The organism is Photorhabdus kleinii (assembly GCF_025384885.1).
Classification (GTDB): Bacteria; Pseudomonadota; Gammaproteobacteria; order Enterobacterales; family Enterobacteriaceae; genus Photorhabdus; species Photorhabdus kayaii.
The window spans coordinates 12155-30744 of the sequence record NZ_JAJAFY010000032.1 but is presented as its reverse complement, the minus strand read 5'-3'; the positions used below and the strand labels follow the sequence as shown (position 1 = coordinate 30744).

Here is an 18590-nt window from a genome sequence, read left to right as displayed (position 1 = left end):
AGTGTATGATACCTTTATAGAGTCCAGTCTAAGCCTTGTGACCCGTTAGGCGTGTAAAAATCATAGTTCTTTAGTAATCGGTTGAGTCGATGGCGATTACATTTAACGCGATTGAATTCGTCGATGAATTCTTGGATGTCACCCAATGTTGTACTGTCATCACTTTCGATAATAGCTTCTAAGAGCTTCAATGTCGCTTCGGTTTCATCATATTGATTGGCATCAGGCATACCTTGCCCGCTGAGACAGAATGGCGTACTTTTATTTGAATGAAGTTCAATCACGTCGATGCGGATGTCCAGTAACCAATGCCGAAAGAGATTATACTCATAAGTGAATTTATCACGGTTTTCGAAATGAAAAGACTCAAGGGAAATTGTCCAGGGATAATCATAAAAGCTGAGGCCACCTTCATAGCAGATGCCATAGTCTTTGCCGTAGATATGAAAGGTGTGGAGGGAGTCATTATCCCAACCAAAAGCAAATTGTAGTAGAAAATGGAGGGCGCCCAATGACATATCACTCTTTATTCGAAAGCGTCGCCAGATCATGGGGCTGACACCCCGAATGGCGGCTTTGACTATGTATATGGGCATAATTTTCCTTTCACCATGATGATAAAGCGAACGATCATACTCATTGATGAAAGGGATACCCCACAGATTTTTATGCTCTCCTAGATCCTCTAAAGGATCGTCAACGATCCTTTAGAGACCTTTCTTCTGGCGTCAAACTTGCGAGGCTACTGTTCGTGTTGAGCATGATATAAAAGATTGGCATAGCATAAATGTTACATGTGAACAACTTATCAAAAGATTAGAGGAAGCAGGGTTTACTCCCGCCATAGTATATTCTTGGAATTGTACTAATCAAAACCAGATCTCTAAAAAACTTACTGAATTTCTGATGAAACAGAGGCCATAAATGTTTATTAAAATTGCTGTTGTAAATAAATCAGGTAATGTTGGAAAATCTACTATTTGCAATATTCTTTTAAAACCTCGTATTGAAAGTGCCGAAGTTATCAGAGTTGAGTCAATAAACTTTGATGGCAACGAAGAAGAAAAAATTAGCGCAAGAGAATTTAACGACATTCTTAAACGAATTGATATTTCAGACAGTGCAATTATTGATGTTGGTTCATCCAACATCGAAATATTTATCAATCAAATGGAAGCCTATAAAGATAGTCAGGAAGATATTGACTACTTTATTATTCCTGTTACTCCTCATCATAAATAGCAAGTCGATAGCGTAACTACAATTGCCAATCTTATTGATCTAGGTGTAGATGAAAATCGTATTAAATTCGTATTTAATCAAGTTGACAAAAATATACCGTTAGAACGCCAATTTTCAGACTTTTTTAGTGGTATTAAAATATTTAAGTCCATCTTGGATTCACATAATAAGTGCAACATCGTTAATCCGAAAGTAAACATGTTCGTATTCCCTTAAATAATTCATTCGGTGTTTTCCCACCCCGCGTTTTTGTTCAATCAACCCGACAACCTGTTGTTGATTGGGGGCAAAAAGCAGTACTGAATGCGCCAGCATTCCCGAGGGTTTTTGACTGGATGAGGTATAGCCCATTTCATCCCTGACGGTTTCATGCGTAAAATTCAGCGTCGTGGTATCTTCCAGCGCGAGCAGGCAGTCACAGGATTTAACCCGCTCAGCGGTGGCAGCAAAACCCGCCTCTGCAATGGCATCGGCTTTAACATCCGCATTACGGATAAAACGGTAAGCCGCTTCGATATCAGCGGGGGTATCCAGAGATTTCACAATCGATTTTCCTATGTTGTTAGCGAGTGATGAGGAGACTTTTACCAACCGTTCGGTGCGCCGCTGGTCACCCAGTTTTGCGCCTGAGAACGTCTCTTTTGCCCAGTGTTCTGCTTCCGTTACAAACCTGGTCAATTTACCTCAATTTATCGTTTTATCCTGAAAACTATCATTTAGGCAGAAGTACACAAATTCCTCAATATTTACTGAGGGATTTGTGTATAAGAGACAGCGCAAAATGCTGCAGAAACATTTGGATGAGATGTATACCTACATTCAGAACAACCTGTGACGATAAGACACTCACCGTAATACATAAATGGCTCTTTTGTAATCTTCAAGGGTTTCTAGTTTTCTGTCGTGCCCCATACTGAAAACCCGTTGTGGCTGCTATGGTTGCCAGTAAGAACATAAGGAAAATCGCTCTTACGGGCAAACTTAATTGTCTCTCCACACCAGTCTGTGTAGGTAAAATAAAGTTTGCCAACATACGATTCTATGTAGAATAAAGTTTGCCAAAACCATCACTACAATCAGCATACCACAATGGGCAGGAGAGGCTATTGCAATCCGTGCAACTTTTGGATGTAACCTTTAACAAAAACTTACCGCTGCTTTTAAGAGAAGCACAAGGAGTAGGTACACTTTCAACAAGCATCGTGCTGGAAATATATGACATTATCTGAATGTAAGATCTTTCTATCGCCAGTTCATAATAACATTCAATATTGCGGAGCAATGAGCGTCGCCTAGCTCCCCATGTCGGATGGTAAGAGTTTTCTTGTCTTAACAAGCCTGTGGGTATCAAATCGGTATAATCATCTGGGCAGAGCTTTTCATCAAAAAAGATACAATCAAAAATAGCTTCCTTAGCACAAGTTGCAAAAAACAAGTCAACTTCAGAGAAAGAGGGGGACGGATCAACAACAGCTATCTTTAAGTCTGTCTTTTCTACTAAAGCACCTTTACCAATAAGAATATCCTTGATGGATTTTATGGTTTCCCCTCGCGACAATCCATGCGACACAACGTAAAGCTGACAAGAATGTACTGAGCAATTAACTGCATTTAGCCAGTCTACTTTGAAATAGGCATACCCTAATTCATACAACTGCTTTTCGATACAGTCTTGGCAATAACGAATTTGGATATGCTGCCCAGAATAGCTTTTTTGCTGCTCTGGATAAAAAGTCTCTATAAAAGAGGGTGTCAGTGGCAACGGGGAAGAAAAACAAGTGTGACTCCTCTTTGTGTTTTTTACATAGAGTCTGAATAACCCATTAGGATCAATCACTTCAAATTCGCTTCGAGCATGATAAGGTACACTTGGCTTATCTCCCCAACCACCGCCTGTCACAATAGTGGAAAAATCACCAAACCCATTGCGGTCTAATACTCTGAAAATAAAGCTCTGCAATGATTCACCTAATGCAGGGCCAAAACCGTTTTGTCTTTTACTCATAACTTACAAATGAAGTGTCCATAGACCGACAAACTCTCACAACAAAGCGATATCAAATAGAAAGTTAAACTTTGAGAAATTTTTCACTAATAAAATCACCAAATTTTAAGCTTAAAATTAGGAAAACAATATTCCAAGAGCAAAAATGGCCGCTCTTAGGGCAACCATTTTATTTGCGATATCGTATGTCTAAAGGTGGAAGATAAATCTCACGAATCCTCTAGCTCACAACCACATGCTAGTTCGACAGCTTCCTTCCTATCAATATGTATAAGAATTGCACGTATCAACGACTATTTATCATCAAATTGCCCAGGCAAAATCGGTAAGCCTAGCTCTTTAAGGAAGCTATTATGTGTTGCTAGAGCTTCATTTAATCTTTTTTCAAGAACAACTAATTCATCATTTACGGCTTTAAGATCAACCTTTTGTTCAGATTTAGCTGTACTTACATACCGCGATATATTGAGATTGAAATCATTCTTCTCAATTTCCTCCATCGTCACTCTGCGAGCATAGCGTTCCACGTTGTCTGGACGTTCTTGATAAGTCTCGATGATCTTATCAATGTGTTCTGGCATCAGCTTATTTTGGCGCTTCATTGGCTCAAAATGTTCGCTGGCGTTGATGAACAATACATCATCATACTTTTTGCACTTCTTAAGGACCAGAATACAAACCGGAATACCTGTCGAAAAGAACAAGTTTGCTGGCAAGCCAATCACAGTGTCGATGTTGCCATCTTGCAGTAATTTCTTACGAATCGCATCTTCTTTACCGCCTCGAAACAGCACTCCATGAGGCAAGATGATTGCCATAGTGCCTTCATCACTGAGGAAATGAAAACCATGAAGCAAAAAAGCAAAATCAGCTGCTGATTTTGGTGCTACACCATAGCTCTTAAACCGGAAATCATCACTCATTGCTTCGCTTGGTTCCCAGCGATAGCTAAATGGAGGATTCGCTACAATAGCATCACACTTAAGCTTTTTGGCCGGATTCATCTCATTCAAAAGGTCCCAGTCATTAAGCAACGAATCACCATGATGAATATCAAACTCAGTGTCTTTTACCCCATGCAATAACATATTCATGCGAGCTAAGTTATAGGTAGTGATATTCTTTTCTTGACCGTAAATCTTACCAATACCATGCTTACCAAGTCGCTTACGAACATTAAGCAGTAAGGAACCAGAACCACAGGCAAAGTCCATTACACTTTCAATCCGCTTCTTATAGCCAGTCTTAGGATCTTGGCTGTCTAACGAAACTATTGCAGACAATACATCTGAAATCGGTTGTGGTGTATAGAACTCACCGGCCTTCTTACCAGAACCAGCGGCAAACTCACCGATCAAATACTCGTAAGCATCCCCCAATATATCGCTGTCTGTAGAAAATTCAGCGATTCCCTCTGATACTTTCTGGATTATAGTGCAAAGCTTGGTATTACGAGCCGTATAAGTTTTACCCAGCTTCTCAGAGTTCAGGTTTATCTCGGAAAACAACCCTTGAAAAGTACTTTTGAAACTGTGATTCTCAACATGATCAAAACCATCATCTAACGTTTTTAGTAGTTCTGTACTTTGAGATCTAGCTAACTCTGCAATGTTGCTCCACAAGTACTTCGGTTCAATAACATAATGGACCTTTGTACGCATGTGTTCTTGAAATTCTTTTCTTTCAGTTTCAGTCAATTGCTCATAAAACACAGCCAAAGGTGAACGCTTGTCGCCTTCTGCCAGCTTAGGGTAATCAGAGCCAAGCTCTTTTTTAGCTGAAGTTTCATAATTATCTGACAAGTAACGCAGAAACAGGAACGACAACATATAGTCACGGAAGTCGTCCGCATTCATTGCACCACGTAAGTTATTTGCGATATCCCAGAGGGCCTTACCTAGCTGATTAAGCTGTTCTTTAGTCATGATTAATTTGTCTCAGTCGTTAATTCTGGGAATAACTCAGGGTTGAATCGATAGTTTTCCATGAAATCACTTAATATTTTACGGAAGTAGCCTTTGTTCTCTTCCTGCATTTCCATTGGATCAAACATAGAGTAATCACCATGACTCAGGATATTGATAATACGAGCATGAAGGACTCCATCTGGATCATCATCGTCTTGCTTAATACAAGCGGAGAAATTTTTAAACCCATGAAATGCTGCTGTTTTCTCCAAGATTCCACGCAAAATATTAAAGTGATAGGTATATAGTTCACCGGACTCCGCAGCCTGGTGAAGTTGCGTCAGTAATGCTACATGATGAAAAAATGGCGTGCTATTGGTATAACGTAAAGTGTAAGAACCAGACTCCTTGTCACTACGTAAGAAGTAAGGTTGAAGCTGTTTTCGCTTTTCTCCTAACTCATTCCAAATCACATTGAAAAATAATGCATGGTGAGACGAAACAACAACGCGTATATCACCATCTTGGTCTTTTAATAGTTGTGCTAGATGGCTTGCCACAGCAATGGCGTTATTATCATCTAAAGATGATATTGGATCATCAATATAGATGTAATTGACCCAGCGATACGCATCTTGACCATCTATAGCAAGCTGAGCTACTGCTAGAAAAAAACACCAAACAAAAATGTTTTCTTCACCACGAGATACTTTGATGTGCTCTATAGTTTGGGCTGTATCGCCATCATGAACTTCTCGAACGAAATTGATACTCCATTCGTCGTAATCAATAAAGAAATCAAAATCAGCATAACGGCGTAATAATGGACGAATACGGTTTTCCATTTCTAGCTCTTGCAGACCTATAAAGAAACGCGAATCACTATTCATTCGAAGAACACGCTCTGAGTCACTGTCTAAGTCGTTATCCCAATAGAACAGATCTTCGGTAAAAGCGTTAAAATAAAGAGTATCTCTACGGTCACCATCCCTACCAAGATCTTTAAACTCCATAGATAAGCGAGTCTTACCTGTTCCGTTATAGGCAAAGAGAACAATGTATTTTTTTTCCTCCAACTTATCGCGAAGGTGGGCAGCGACTGCCCCCAGATCATCAAAAGTCATTTCGTTCATATCCCCATTTTTTCCATTAATGGGAACAACTGTTGCATCATGCCTTTCTTATATAACTTTAGAAATGATAACTTTTCTGTTTGGTCATCGATTAGCTTTTTGATGGAGTCCAGAAACTCAGCTATTTTTTGCTGTTCTTTAATGTTACAAGGGATGCATAGTGCCACTTTCTCTAGGTTATCTACTGAAAGCCCTGGCTGAGCTTGTCCTGTTGCATATTGATTTAAGTTTAAGTTCACTAGCATATAAAAAAGCCAATCTGTATCGACATTTTTAGTTGGTGTCACTACAACCGCATGTTCTGTTGCATGGAAACTACCTGAGACAAGATTTACATTTCCGCATAGAGCACCTTGGCGGCCAATAAGAGAGTATTTACCTACATGAGTAAATGTCCGTGTATAGCCACGTAGGCCATTACCACCGAAACATGGATGCAGACCATCAGCTGATTCATGAATAATTTCCGAGGCACGAACAAACTTACCAGCTTGCATATGACAAACTTCACCTAACGTCTTAAGTTCCCAGCCATTTTGATTCAAAAATTCTGGAAAGCGCAATTTCGGTAACTCTTCACTAGCTTCTGGGAAAAGTTGTTGCATCAAACCTTTCTTGTGCGCTTTAAGGACATCCAGCTTCTGCTCTTCCAATGCGATACGCTCATCGAAAGATGATAGGAAATCTGCAATTTTTTGTTGTTCGGGCAATGTAGGAACCATTAACCGAACATTCCTAAAAAACTCTTTTACACTGACATTTAACAACCCATGTGCTCTTCCACCTTCCTGAGCTATTTTACTTACTTCAGAGTTAAGAGCCCCAGACTCGAAATAATGCTCAAAATAATCACTCCTAAAGCCATCTTTTGTTTTAAAACAAATGTACAAAGTAGAAACTACACCTTGCTCATACAGTTTTAGGGGTTTGATTGCCCCCATAGGGTAGCCTTTGGAGTAGCTCTTGTTATAAGCGAAATCACCTTTTTTCAAAAGGTAGTATCCCGTTAGATCTTTCGCCGCAACACTCTTTTTGAAATACTCCGTTTGGCTAACCAGTCCATGCTGCGCAGATATAGTCAACACGTTTGTGTTATTTTCTACATTCTTGGTTGTTATCCGTGAGAATACCTCTCCAAATGACATGATCTTCCAACTTTCATCACTCATAAAATCAGGAAATCTTCGCTCAGGGATCAGAGCCTTATTGTATTCTTTACTCATATGCAGCTAACCCCGAAATTTCACGGCCTTGTGCCAACTTTTGTAAGTGCGGCACAAGATCTTCCATCAAAGCGATCTCAGCCAAACGTCGAGCCTTCCAACCCAACTCTAGGGGCTCCAACAAATCTGTAAGTTGCTCGCCATCAAATATCATTCTGTTCATAATTCCATCGACAAAAACGCTTAAGGCTTGCGGTGACAAACCATGCTTCTCTGCCATTTTTGTTAGCTCTTGACCTGCTTTAGCAGCTTTAAAAGCTAGATAACCATCGCGGATCTCTTGTTCTGTCAAGCTTTGTTCTACTTTTAAGCTATTGATGTAGGAGATAATATCTTCTCGCTCACCCATCAGGTTAGCACTGGAGCTAATCAAATCGATTAGCTGCGCTCGTGTCATCGTCTGCTTAGTCTTGGTTGTCTGAGTAGATTTAGCAATCAACGCCATTATGTAGTCGTAGTCAATCACCGCTGATGCAAAAAGTACGAATTCAAAATCAAGTTGTTGTACAGCATCTTCAACATCATCGCCACCTTTGTCCCGCTTTCGTTTTAACTCTTGAGCAGTTTCTAGATAGGAGCCTTTAAAGCCGCGCAGTGTGTCTTCCGGCAATAGTTCTGCAACGGTTTGTTGGTTTTCAACACTCAAGTCAGTATATTGATCCAATTGAGTTTTGAGCTTCTGCACTTCTTTAAAATGATTGATAAACTCTGCTTTAGCGGTGTCTCCTTTTAAGTTAGCTACGTCTGAAGGAGTACACTCTAAGCCATGCTTGAGCATAAATGTTTGTAGATTTTCGACTGCTTCTTTGAATTCGTTCACTACAACAGGCGCGGGATCGACCAACCAAATTTCTTTGGCCCGCCCCTTGGCGGCACCGGAGAAAAGACCAATTGCTGCGTTAACTTCATCTTCCTGACCACGGAAGTCTAAAACGTTGCCCCAGGGTTTGCTATCGTTCAACACGCGATTGGTGCGAGAAAACGCTTGTATCAGACCATGATGCTTGAGGTTTTTATCTACATACAGAGTGTTCAAATACTTAGAGTCGAAACCTGTCAGCAACATATCCACAACGATAACCACATCGATCTTATTCTTACGCGGATAATCAGCGTTTGAGTATTTCTGATCTTTAATACGCTGCTGAACGTCTTGGTAATACAGATCGAACTCACTAATCTTATGGTTCGTACCATATTGCTGGTTATAATCCTCAATGATTGCTGTTAGCGCCTTCTTCTTCTCATCCGGCTGCTGTTTGTTGTCTTCCTTTTCTTGTTCCAGATCTTCTTGTAACTGCTGCACATCTTTGTTTCCTTCTGCGGGAGGAGAAAACACACAAGCGATGTTCAACGGTTCAAAGCTACTATCTTCGGCTTGTTTCTCTGCTTGGATAGCTTTGAATTGCTGATAATACTCGATAGCATCATTAATCTTTGCTGTCGCCAATATGGCATTGAAGCGGCGTTGGCTCGTGGCACTATCATGTTTATCTAAGATGGCATTAATTACAGCTCTCGGCGGCGGATTTTCGCCTTTCTTAGGTTTTTTCTCACCGTTATCTTTACCGAAATAATCGATATGGAAACTCAGTACATTTCGGTCATCAATAGCATGTGTGATGGTATAGGCATGTAGTTCTTTCTGGAATACATCTTTTGTAGTCACATTAGATGCGACAGTGCCATCGATCTGCTTGTATGTAGCGTTGTCATCAAAAATGGGGGTACCAGTAAACCCAAACAACTGCGCATTAGGAAAAAACTCCTTAATTGCTTTGTGGTTATCACCAAATTGCGAACGATGGCATTCATCAAAAATAAATACGATTCTCTTATCACGCAGTGGCTCTAGACGCTCTTTATATGTTGGCTTGCCATTTTTCTTATTAACCTGATTACGTTTGCTGTTTTCATCTAATGCTAAGCCAAGCTTTTGAATGGTGGTGACGATAACTTTATCGGCATAATCCTCCGAAAGCATTCGGCGAACTAGCTTTTCAGTATTGGTGTTTTCTTCAACACAACCTTCCTGGAACTTGTTGAACTCCTCACGGGTTTGACGATCTAAGTCTTTCCGATCGACAACAAATAAACACTTTTCAATATCTTTATTGTCTTTTAATAAGGTAGATGCTTTAAATGACGTCAAAGTCTTACCGCTACCTGTTGTATGCCAGATATAGCCATTACCACGATTTTGGTGGATACAATCAACAATCGATTTTACCGCATATATTTGATACGGACGCATAATGAGCATTTTCTGTTCACTCGCCACGAGTACCATATAACGACTAATCATTTGTCCTAGTGTGCATTTAGCCAAAAAGTCATTCGCAAAATCATGCAAGTGAGCAATCTTTTTATTGTTGATGTCGGCGTGCTGATAAATTGGAAGAAAACGTTCATCAGCATCAAAACTAAAGTGCTGGCTATGGTTGTTCGCAAAATAGTAAGTTCGATGCTCATTACTGATGATGAACAATTGCATAAAGCACAGTAATGTGTTGGTGTAGCCATTACCAGGATCATTCTTGTAATTCACAATCTGTTCCATAGCACGACGAGTTACGATCTGGTGGCTCTTTAGCTCCACTTGAACAACTGGTACACCGTTGATAAGAATAATCACATCATATCGGTGATGGCTATTATCTGTGTTTATGCGAAGTTGATTGATGACTTCGTATTCGTTTTTACACCAATCATTGATGTTTACCAATGTGTAGTGCAGTGGAGTGCCATCCTCGCGTTGAAAGGAATTGCGCTCACGTAAGGTCTTAGCGGCAGAGTAAACATCTGAGCTGATGATCTCATCACGCAAGCGGGCAAATTCAGCATCCGTTAGATTAACTCGATTAAGCCTCTCAAACTTTTCTCGAAAGTTACGCTCTAATGAATCCTTATCACGAATATCTGGTCGATAGGTATACTTGAGATCTTGTAATTTTTTGATGAAGCTTTCTTCGATATGCTGTTCTTTTGTCATCTGCTGCATTCCGTTCGAGACTAAGCTCGACCCTTTTGTTTTTCGATCCATGCTTCTAGATCTGTTCTCTTAAAGCGCCAACTGCCGCCAACCTTAAAACCCGGTAGCTTTCCTTCGCTAGCGAGCCTGTACGCCGTTTTTTCATTCAATTTGAGGTAATCAGCCACCTCTTGAATCGTCAGAATTTCATCGCCCATTATCTAATCCCACACATTGAACAAACAGATTGTATGAGAAAATTGCGGAATTCACAATGTACTGCCAGAACTCACTGAACTTACTTTCCACAGTGTCAATGCTGGGCATCAATGTGTGGAGATACGCCTAATCATTCTTGCAATTAGTCACTTAGATCTTGGGGGCGGGGACGGAGGAGTTGCAATCGGTAAGTTATCTTCCAACCATGCTCTTTCGTGTATATACAGCCAGAAGAATGCAGCATTACAATCAGACTTTATATCTCGTCGGATAGCTTGCGGATACTTTTGGCGATAACGAAGGATCTGATGTTCATAACGTCGCCTTTTGGATTCATACTTGCATTGTTTCCGCCATTGCACCAATCCAATTGTTGCTGAAATTAACATCTCTACACTTCCGATAGAAATGGACAGCCTTCGCGCAATTTCTTTACGATGGAAACCTCTTCTTGCGAGCACGATAGCTGTTTTGCAAACCGAAGGTAATAACTTTGTGGGTTTCAGTCGTGTATTTACGTTTGCAAGAAGGGCAATAGATTTGACAAAACAACGGCTTTTACCTGTTTCCCGGCTAACGCAGGCAATTGACCTACCTTTCCTTAAGAGCTTTAAGCACTCAGCTTTTTTCTGATGACTGTCATCCACCTGACAAAAACTATGAGCAGCACTGCCGTAACCTATTGGCTCAGTACAATTTAGCCAGTAACTAAATAAAATGTGCTTAAAAGGCTGCTGCGAAGTATTTTCATGAAGCAAGTATGACAAATATTTATAATCTACCGATGTCTTAGGAAGCAAACTGTCAGATGGATACTCCAGTTGCAAAACAAATCGATAAAACTCAGAAGATAACAAGCGTCTTCTAATTCTGTTGTGTTTTGTCACATACCCTAGTTCACGTAATCTTTCTCTGTAAAAATCCAAGCTTATTTTGGGGCTGCTATCCTCTTTTGCGCTCAGAAACTTATTTGCATAGCGTGCTAACTCGAAGCTTGATTGCGAGCTTTTTCGACAAAGGTCATGAATCGCTGGTAAGCCTATGTTTGTTCTGATCCGCTCGGGAAGTGCAACATGCACCAACCATATAGAATGCTTTGAGCACGACTCGATACCTGGTATCTGGTGACTACGGTGCCAGTAAGCAACACCATGATTACCAATATCAGACTTTACACACTGTGGACAGCATTTTAGGGATAGCGGCTCTCTTTCCCTCACACAAGATAGTTGACTAGCTCTTGTCGCTGTATAGTTATTGCTTGAAATAAGCCCCAAATAAATTTCATTAGAATGTAAAGGTAAGCAACGCATGAAAACTGGAGCTAATGTCTGTTGATACAGTAAGTTATCTACCTCTTCATCAGATAACTCTGCCAAATGGCTTAGACCCGCAGTTAAATAGGGGTGAATACTTGCCTTTGGGCTGTCATAAACAGTTAATAGGAATTTTGAAGTAGACAGACCTGATACAGATAAGAATCTGATAATTCGACTAAAAAGCAATTCATCTGGTAGTGCATTTGGCAGACAATACATATATTCACCATAAACGCAGTCCGGCTCCAATAAGTGTAACAAAGACCGGAGCTAGGTCACTTCCCCAAAAATGTATTCCATTTGAATTTTTAGACCATACTTTTGCTACTCTCTAGGTAATGATTGTCAAAAACAGGTGATACCTTTGAAATTCAACTTCGCCTCACAACCTTTTACCCCTAGTTTTGATAGTTTGCCTGTTGGCTCACATGAACGCTTCATACATGGATGCTGGCAGTTGAGGTTGATGAGGTTTCATGCCTTCTCACACGAGTGTCGAGAAGAACTTCAAGATACGTATAATCATATAAATCAGGGGATAGGCGTCCAAACAGTTTACGTTGATCTTCTTTCTTTAGGCCAAGACTACCAGAATGAACATCAGCTCTTGAACATCATCCGGAATAGCAATCAGGCCTATTGGATTTGGTTTACCAATTGCGAGGCTCTGTTAGAGATGTCTTTCGCAGGCTGGTTACGTTCCGTTCTCACCACTTCTGACATTGAGCACATTAGAGTAGTGTTTCTGCTTAATAGCCGAGACCTCTACAATAACATCTTTCAACGTTATTCAGCACCACTGTACAAAGCGACTACAGCTCTCGAAATTCACTAAATATAAAAGATTCATCACATAATATACCGACATCTTGCATATAAGTAGGCACATTTCCTGTAGCTATTCCATGTTGAATCAAGTCAGGGTCTCCAATCATATGAAGGAGTTTATCCGTCAAGTGCAACTCACGTAGCCTCACCTCAAATTCTGGATGGTGCGGTCTATTATAATCACCAATAATTCTCGGCTTACCAAGCTTTGTCTTAAGAGTGTTAGGAACAGTATTTTGCTTGGCCGTTCTTCTCGGTAAGATGAGATTTTGCCTAGCTTCTATTACTTCATTGGTTCTCGACGATAAAGAACATGCTACAGGGTAAGCATACTCAAGTACTGCACTTGTTATGTTCTCATCACCAGTACCAATAACTAATCGTTGAGCTTCACAGTAAATACGACACGCCATATCAATATTCCCTAGTGAAAGCTCATACATCTTATCATTCAGCTCATCACTGAGCTGGGTTTCTACATTAGTCCACTGTAAATCCCATAGCTCAGCGATAAACGATTCCCAGCCTATGTCGTGGCGTTGAAGTGGTTTCATAAAGATTGTCCTACCACTTTCTGCTCGTCGTGCATTTTTAAGAGTCAAAGCAAGTGAATCATCAAAAGGCGGGTTAGCACAGAAAAATAATGGGACACCAAGCTTATTTACTATGTGGTGCAAAAACTTGAGAAGATTATTTTCACCACCAGTTCTCTTGAACTGAAGGTTTTGCATCTCATCAATAACCAGTATTCCTAAGTGGCTCGACTTGATCTTTTGTTCAATCTGAGTGAGTAGTTTAGGGATTGTCGTTCCAGGTGTGGTTCGTTCATTCCGCATTGCTGAATCCAAACTAAACAATATCTCCTCACAAAGCTCCCGAACACTTGAGTTTCTAGGGCAATCGACCTTTACCCAAACCACCTGATACTTAAAATCAAGAGGTTTACCATTGTAGTTACCATGCTCAATCACATGTGGAAAATAACTAAGAACTTGTTCCAGCATACAAGTTTTGCCAACACCACTATCACCGATTAATGTTATACCCTTTCCTTTGGGCACAAAATAGCCAGTTGCTGGTTCAACATTAGGACGCGCATCAACAGGATAGTGTAAATATTGCATTGTGGTAGGTGTGAGCGGATTCTTAGCCAAATAACCTGACTTAATTGCTCTTTCTATCGCTCTGAAACATTCAATATATTGGGGGAGTGGTTGTCGCAACTCATCAATTCGAGCAAGATATTCCTCCCTTTCTAGATAATCTAAGGAAGTTCGAATGTGTGAAGATAGATCGGGATAGTTACAGAATTTTTCAATTACATCGCTATCATTTGCCTTTTTAGGAAGTGCTTCAATTAAAGGGTTTCCTTGATATTCAGGCAAAATGGCTTTACTGTAGTTAGCTTGTTCCCATCGCATAATGCTCTTCACATCGACTCCATTATTTTTTTCTTCTTGGTAGTTTTGTCAATTGATTAGAGTAACTACGATCTTCGGTTTTAACACCATCTTCAACTTGTTCTACAGGTGAAGACTCTTGTTGTTCCTTAGATTCTATCCACTCAATTTCTTCTCGTCGTCTTTGCTTAACATTTTTAGTTCGCTCCCCCTTGGTTTTCAATTTGGGAGTCTGTTTTACAGATTTAAATGCACTTTTTTGAATATTTTCCTTATGGCTTAAGTTATCAATTGAAGAGACCGTGATTAGTTGTTTACGCTTCTTTTCATCAAGCCAGTCACGCAGATAATAAACCTCAGCAAGTGGCATTCCCTTTAGTTCCTTGCTTCTTTCCAAAATATCGCATCGAGTAAAGCCTTCATTATCTTTCAGCCTTACATAGATATATGAGGTGTCATCATAATTAACTCTGGCTTCTAGCTTAAATCGTCCGTAATTTCGTGCAATGGCAGCTAAATTTTCGTCACGAATACGTTGACAGGAGTAATACATTTCATTGAACAAAACCCCGCTCCGTGTCATTGAAACGTCTTCTCGAGGTAGCAAGCGAGCATTTATTTCATCCAAGCTAGCCATTTTAAGTGCATGTCGATGGTTTAATAGGTGTACATTCCAGTGATTTATTGGTGTCGGGGATAGATCATTTTCAATTAGTAGACGGCTCGTTAAGGCTAGATCGTCAAATATTTCTTTGTTGTGTTCTAACACATCTCTGATCAAGAGCGATGTAACCTCTCGTAGTGTATAAATTGCATCTTTTCTCGGGTCAGGACTGCCTCTAACGATTTTGCCACCACGACTACTTCCTAGAAGGCGATGAAGGGATTTATCATTCAAGTAGCCAAATCGCCTTTCAACTAAGCTTTTACAGTCAGGTCGGTATGGAGGGGCTATTTGTAATTCCGTTAGAGGAACTACGAGATCCTGTGGTTTTAACCCTATCATTTCCCCATTGTCACAAATCAATCTCTGGGGAAGATGCGAACATGGCCAGTCTTCTTCGCTGATCTCAATTCCAAATTGCTGACAATATTCAATTTTTGGAGAGAATGCATTTACTAGTGCCTGTCGAGCAGCCTTCCATGAAGCGTGGTACAGAGAAACATGAAATCCAACAATCATTCGGCTGGCGCGGTCTATTATTGAGTAAATTGTTGGCCGACCTATAACATGGTTTCGACGTAATTCAGAAACGATATGAACGTCAGCGACCGTTGCATCAATCTCAAAGCAACTACCTGGCACTGGAGTTTTATCGGTGATGCTAGCTTCTACTGCTCTTTTATTTCTTAAGTAGTCACTCTTGCTTGTCCTAAATTTAACAACCTCATCTTGGTTGAAGATCTTTTTCGACCAGTTTACGAACTGTCTATAACTCGGTACACCTGGAATCCTATCTAAATAGTGAGCATCTAAAATTTCAAATTGATAACTTTGTCTTAGTAAATTCTTATATGTTTCTTTTAAGTTGAGACCATTATTTTTTAAATGGTATTTTTTCAAAGCTTTTTCAAATAATTTTCGATCTTTTTCTTTTACAATATATGACTGAGGTGAATCGAATTGTCCGGTGCGTGAAGCAAGCTTAGTTCCAAGACTATTTTTCACGTCCTCTCTTATTTTTCCTTTCCCACCGCTCAAGCTATAAGCGGGTAACAAAGCATTTTTTGTTTGTCCAAGCTTCCAATACAAATTGAGTAGCCGATATATTGTCTTATTATCAGTTCCTAACTCCTTGGCTTGAATAGAAACTTCTGGAATTTTTTTCTTTGTCGAGAATTGAAAAAGAAGAGATTGATCTTGAACTAGATTTTTAATTTTCCTATATCTATCTTCCCTTATTAATTTATACTTTTCAGGAATTTCCTCTTCATCATTTAACAAGTAAGGATTCGGTTCATAAGTTACTTTTTGGATCTTTTTTTCCTTAAATAACATATAAAAGTGTTCAAGTTGAAGCAAAGCTGGTCTGACGATTATTTTTGTATCTTCAAGGTTAAACACAATTAATGATGATATACTGTCTTCAATTTTGAGAACTCTATATGTACCATCTTCCAGACCTTCAACATCTATAAATTTCCAAGTACTATTAATTTCAATCTTCACCAGCAACTCTCCTCACATTAGAAGAAATACTAACAATAGTGATAATTGGAGAGGTTTCGAGTAAAGTTGACAAATCAACAGTGATAAATTTTTTAGCTATCAACATCCTTAGAATATTTAAAGCACTTACGCTATCAATATTAAAAGTGCTCATAAATGTATCACAAAGATCTAATTTCAAGTGCTTCCCAACCGATAGAAGGCTTAATGCTGGATCAACAAACTTAGCAATATCGTATTGCGTACCTGAGCGTAGAGGATCAGTTGCCCATGACAAATTTCGGCTTAAAATCTCCGCTTGCTCGCTACCAGTAAATACCTGAAAGGGAACGCCTAGCAATTCCCACCAGATTCTTTCAATTTCAATCTTTTCAAGAACCCTAGGGTTATCCAATTCTTCTTCTGGCTTAACACAAAAAGCAAGATAGGATCTACCAGCACCACAATCCACGGTTGCTAAAATGTCAGTAGTCATGATGAACGGGATGCCGGTTTTCGTAACTGTTGGGTGTTTAACACCAAGTGTTCTTGCTACCTTTTGGCTCAACTCCAAAGGAAGCAGCGGAAACTGTTCCCGAATATCAATAACATCATCACGATGCTCAAGAATATAGAAGAGTTGAGATTCTTTAGACGAAAGAAGATGGTGGGTCCTTCCTGTTTTCAGACCAAAAACTTCAGCCCGAAAAGCATTAGAATCTTTAACATCTCTTACAGTGAACCAAGGCTTGTATTTGCTCCCTTCTCCTTGACCCCACTTGTTTCGAAGGTGACGCCTGTAATCCTCATAACTTTCAAAGCTGCGAGTCATAATCTACTCCAGTTATCATCCTTACTGAGAGCGTAGACTCACTAGCTCATTCTGGCAAACTATATTTTACATGATTGTTGATTTGGGCAATCTTTATTTGATATTGGCAAACTTTATTTTACCTACACACAGTCACAATGCTTGAGCACATGCCCAAGCGGAACTCCATGCCCATTGGAAGTTATAGCCACCAAGCCAGCCGGTGACGTCTACCACTTCACCAATAAAGTAGAGTCCTTTTACCTGATTAGCTTCCATCGTTTTGGATGAAAGTTGGTGAGTATCAACACCGCCCATTGTCACTTCAGCGGTGCGATAGCCTTCCGTTCCGTTGGGTTGTACCCGCCATGATTGGAGGTTTACAGCCAACTGTTTTTGCTGATTTGGGGTTAGTTGTTTAAGAGCAATATCTGGGATCTGACCGAGCGTTTGCAGGCACTCTGTCAGCCGCTTTGGTAATAATTTTGCCAAAGTATTTTTTACGCTTTGGTTTGGATGAGAACTCCGCTCTTTCTCCAGAAGGGCTTCCAGATCACTATCTGGAAGTAAGTTAATACTCACAAACTCTCCTGATTGCCAGTAACTGGAAATTTGTAAGATTGCTGGACCAGAGAGTCCTCGGTGAGTAAACAGGATATTTTCTTTGAACAGAACGCCATTTTCGGCGGTAACAATGGCGGGAACAGACACGCCAGAGAGCATATGAAGTTGCTCCAGTAGTGGTTTATGCAGAGTAAAAGGTACAAGGGTGGCGCGGGTTGGCAAGACTTTCATGCCGAACTGTTCTGCAATTCGATAACCAAAAGGCGTTGCTCCAAGACCTGGCATAGATAACCCACCGGAAGCGATAACAAGTGAGCGTGTACTTACTTCTTTTCCGTTAACGATGATAACGAAACCTTGCTCATTTTTTTCTACCTGGCTAACTTCACTGCGCAGACGAATAGTGACCTGACCGGCTTCACACTCTTTCAGCAACATATCAACTATCTGTTGGGCGGAATCATCACAGAAAAGCTGTCCTAGTGTTTTTTCATGGTAAGCAATGCCATGACGTTGAACCAGTTCGATAAAATCCCATTGTGTATAACGGGCCAGAGCCGATTTGCAAAAATGAGGGTTAGCAGAAAGATAAGCTGATGGTTCTGTGTACATATTAGTGAAGTTGCAACGTCCACCACCGGACATCAAAATCTTACGCCCGACTTTTTTACCATTATCCAGAACGAGTATCCGTAAACCGAGCTGTCCAGCCTGAGCTGCACAGAACAAACCTGCTGCACCGGCACCAATAATCACCGCATCAAATTTTTCCACTGTTTTTCTCTTTATGACTAAATAATTTAGTGGGGAATTTCCCCT

At 40.2% G+C, this 18590-nt stretch carries 13 protein-coding genes and 1 pseudogene; 1 reads left to right on the top strand and 13 read right to left on the bottom strand.

What is annotated here, in order from left to right:
• Positions 1 to 14: 14 nt before the first annotated feature.
• Positions 15 to 596: a plasmid pRiA4b ORF-3 family protein gene (locus LG003_RS15175; protein ID WP_112879833.1), complete on the bottom strand. Its 582-nt coding sequence runs from the start codon at positions 594 to 596 to the stop codon at positions 15 to 17.
• 328 nt (positions 597 to 924) lie between these two features.
• On the opposite strand from LG003_RS15175, the gene LG003_RS15170 reads away from it, so the two are divergent.
• Positions 925 to 1242, top strand: a complete 318-nt coding sequence (locus LG003_RS15170) for a hypothetical protein (RefSeq protein ID WP_112879834.1) — start codon at positions 925 to 927, stop codon at positions 1240 to 1242.
• Between the two features lie 489 nt (positions 1243 to 1731).
• Here LG003_RS15170 and LG003_RS23510 read toward each other — a convergent pair.
• The 12 genes and pseudogenes from LG003_RS23510 to LG003_RS15110 form a co-directional block, all read right to left on the bottom strand.
• Positions 1732 to 1920 (bottom strand): annotated as a pseudogene (locus LG003_RS23510) (IS4/Tn5 family transposase DNA-binding protein); the annotation flags it as partial.
• Between the two features lie 361 nt (positions 1921 to 2281).
• Positions 2282 to 3247: a hypothetical protein gene (locus LG003_RS15160; protein WP_262981089.1), complete on the bottom strand. Its 966-nt coding sequence runs from the start codon at positions 3245 to 3247 to the stop codon at positions 2282 to 2284.
• 293 nt (positions 3248 to 3540) lie between these two features.
• Positions 3541 to 5172 carry a type I restriction-modification system subunit M gene (locus LG003_RS15155; RefSeq protein ID WP_262981088.1) on the bottom strand — a complete coding sequence of 544 codons (1632 nt, stop codon included), beginning with the start codon at positions 5170 to 5172 and terminating at the stop codon, positions 3541 to 3543.
• Between the two features lie 2 nt (positions 5173 to 5174).
• Positions 5175 to 6287: an AAA family ATPase gene (locus LG003_RS15150; protein ID WP_262981087.1), complete on the bottom strand. Its 1113-nt coding sequence runs from the start codon at positions 6285 to 6287 to the stop codon at positions 5175 to 5177.
• Positions 6284 to 7510 (bottom strand): restriction endonuclease subunit S, encoded by a 1227-nt coding sequence (locus LG003_RS15145; RefSeq protein WP_262981086.1) that lies wholly within the window; start codon positions 7508 to 7510, stop codon positions 6284 to 6286. The genes LG003_RS15150 and LG003_RS15145 overlap by 4 nt, the downstream gene beginning before the upstream one ends.
• On the bottom strand, positions 7503 to 10502 hold the full coding sequence (locus LG003_RS15140) for a type I restriction endonuclease subunit R (protein WP_262981085.1): 3000 nt from the start codon (positions 10500 to 10502) through the stop codon (positions 7503 to 7505). Before LG003_RS15140 ends, LG003_RS15145 begins: the two co-directional genes overlap by 8 nt.
• A 20-nt stretch (positions 10503 to 10522) precedes the next feature.
• A complete protein-coding gene (gene mads1, locus LG003_RS15135; protein ID WP_042522582.1) occupies positions 10523 to 10699 on the bottom strand; it encodes a methylation-associated defense system helix-turn-helix domain-containing protein MAD1 in 177 nt (58 codons plus the stop codon).
• A gap of 147 nt (positions 10700 to 10846) precedes the next feature.
• Complete coding sequence (locus LG003_RS15130; protein ID WP_262981084.1) at positions 10847 to 12238, bottom strand: TnsD family Tn7-like transposition protein; 1392 nt, start codon at positions 12236 to 12238, stop codon at positions 10847 to 10849.
• A gap of 593 nt (positions 12239 to 12831) precedes the next feature.
• Positions 12832 to 14280, bottom strand: coding sequence for an ATP-binding protein (locus LG003_RS15125; RefSeq protein ID WP_262981083.1), 1449 nt, complete (start codon positions 14278 to 14280; stop codon positions 12832 to 12834).
• A 10-nt stretch (positions 14281 to 14290) separates the two neighbouring features.
• Complete coding sequence (locus LG003_RS15120) at positions 14291 to 16417, bottom strand: transposase (protein ID WP_192903271.1); 2127 nt, start codon at positions 16415 to 16417, stop codon at positions 14291 to 14293.
• Entirely contained in the window at positions 16407 to 17228 is an 822-nt protein-coding gene (locus LG003_RS15115; RefSeq protein WP_262981082.1) for a TnsA endonuclease N-terminal domain-containing protein, read from the bottom strand. The genes LG003_RS15120 and LG003_RS15115 overlap by 11 nt, the downstream gene beginning before the upstream one ends.
• A 132-nt stretch (positions 17229 to 17360) precedes the next feature.
• On the bottom strand, positions 17361 to 18545 hold the full coding sequence (locus tag LG003_RS15110) for a BaiN/RdsA family NAD(P)/FAD-dependent oxidoreductase (RefSeq protein ID WP_112878479.1): 1185 nt from the start codon (positions 18543 to 18545) through the stop codon (positions 17361 to 17363).
• Between the last annotated feature and the right edge of the window lie 45 nt (positions 18546 to 18590).

Bases quoted from the DNA above. Each gene is read 5' to 3' on its own strand.
- LG003_RS15145 (WP_262981086.1), bottom strand. From the start codon at position 7,510: ATGAGTAAAGAATACAATAAGGCTCTGATCCCTGAGCGAAGATTTCCT.
- mads1 (WP_042522582.1), bottom strand. From the start codon at position 10,699: ATGGGCGATGAAATTCTGACGATTCAAGAGGTGGCTGATTACCTCAAA.
- LG003_RS15140 (WP_262981085.1), bottom strand. From the start codon at position 10,502: ATGACAAAAGAACAGCATATCGAAGAAAGCTTCATCAAAAAATTACAA.
- LG003_RS15150 (WP_262981087.1), bottom strand. From the start codon at position 6,287: ATGAACGAAATGACTTTTGATGATCTGGGGGCAGTCGCTGCCCACCTT.
- LG003_RS15115 (WP_262981082.1), bottom strand. From the start codon at position 17,228: ATGACTCGCAGCTTTGAAAGTTATGAGGATTACAGGCGTCACCTTCGA.
- LG003_RS15155 (WP_262981088.1), bottom strand. From the start codon at position 5,172: ATGACTAAAGAACAGCTTAATCAGCTAGGTAAGGCCCTCTGGGATATC.
- LG003_RS15175 (WP_112879833.1), bottom strand. From the start codon at position 596: ATGCCCATATACATAGTCAAAGCCGCCATTCGGGGTGTCAGCCCCATG.
- LG003_RS15170 (WP_112879834.1), top strand. From the start codon at position 925: ATGTTTATTAAAATTGCTGTTGTAAATAAATCAGGTAATGTTGGAAAA.
- LG003_RS15160 (WP_262981089.1), bottom strand. From the start codon at position 3,247: ATGAGTAAAAGACAAAACGGTTTTGGCCCTGCATTAGGTGAATCATTG.
- LG003_RS15130 (WP_262981084.1), bottom strand. From the start codon at position 12,238: ATGTATTGTCTGCCAAATGCACTACCAGATGAATTGCTTTTTAGTCGA.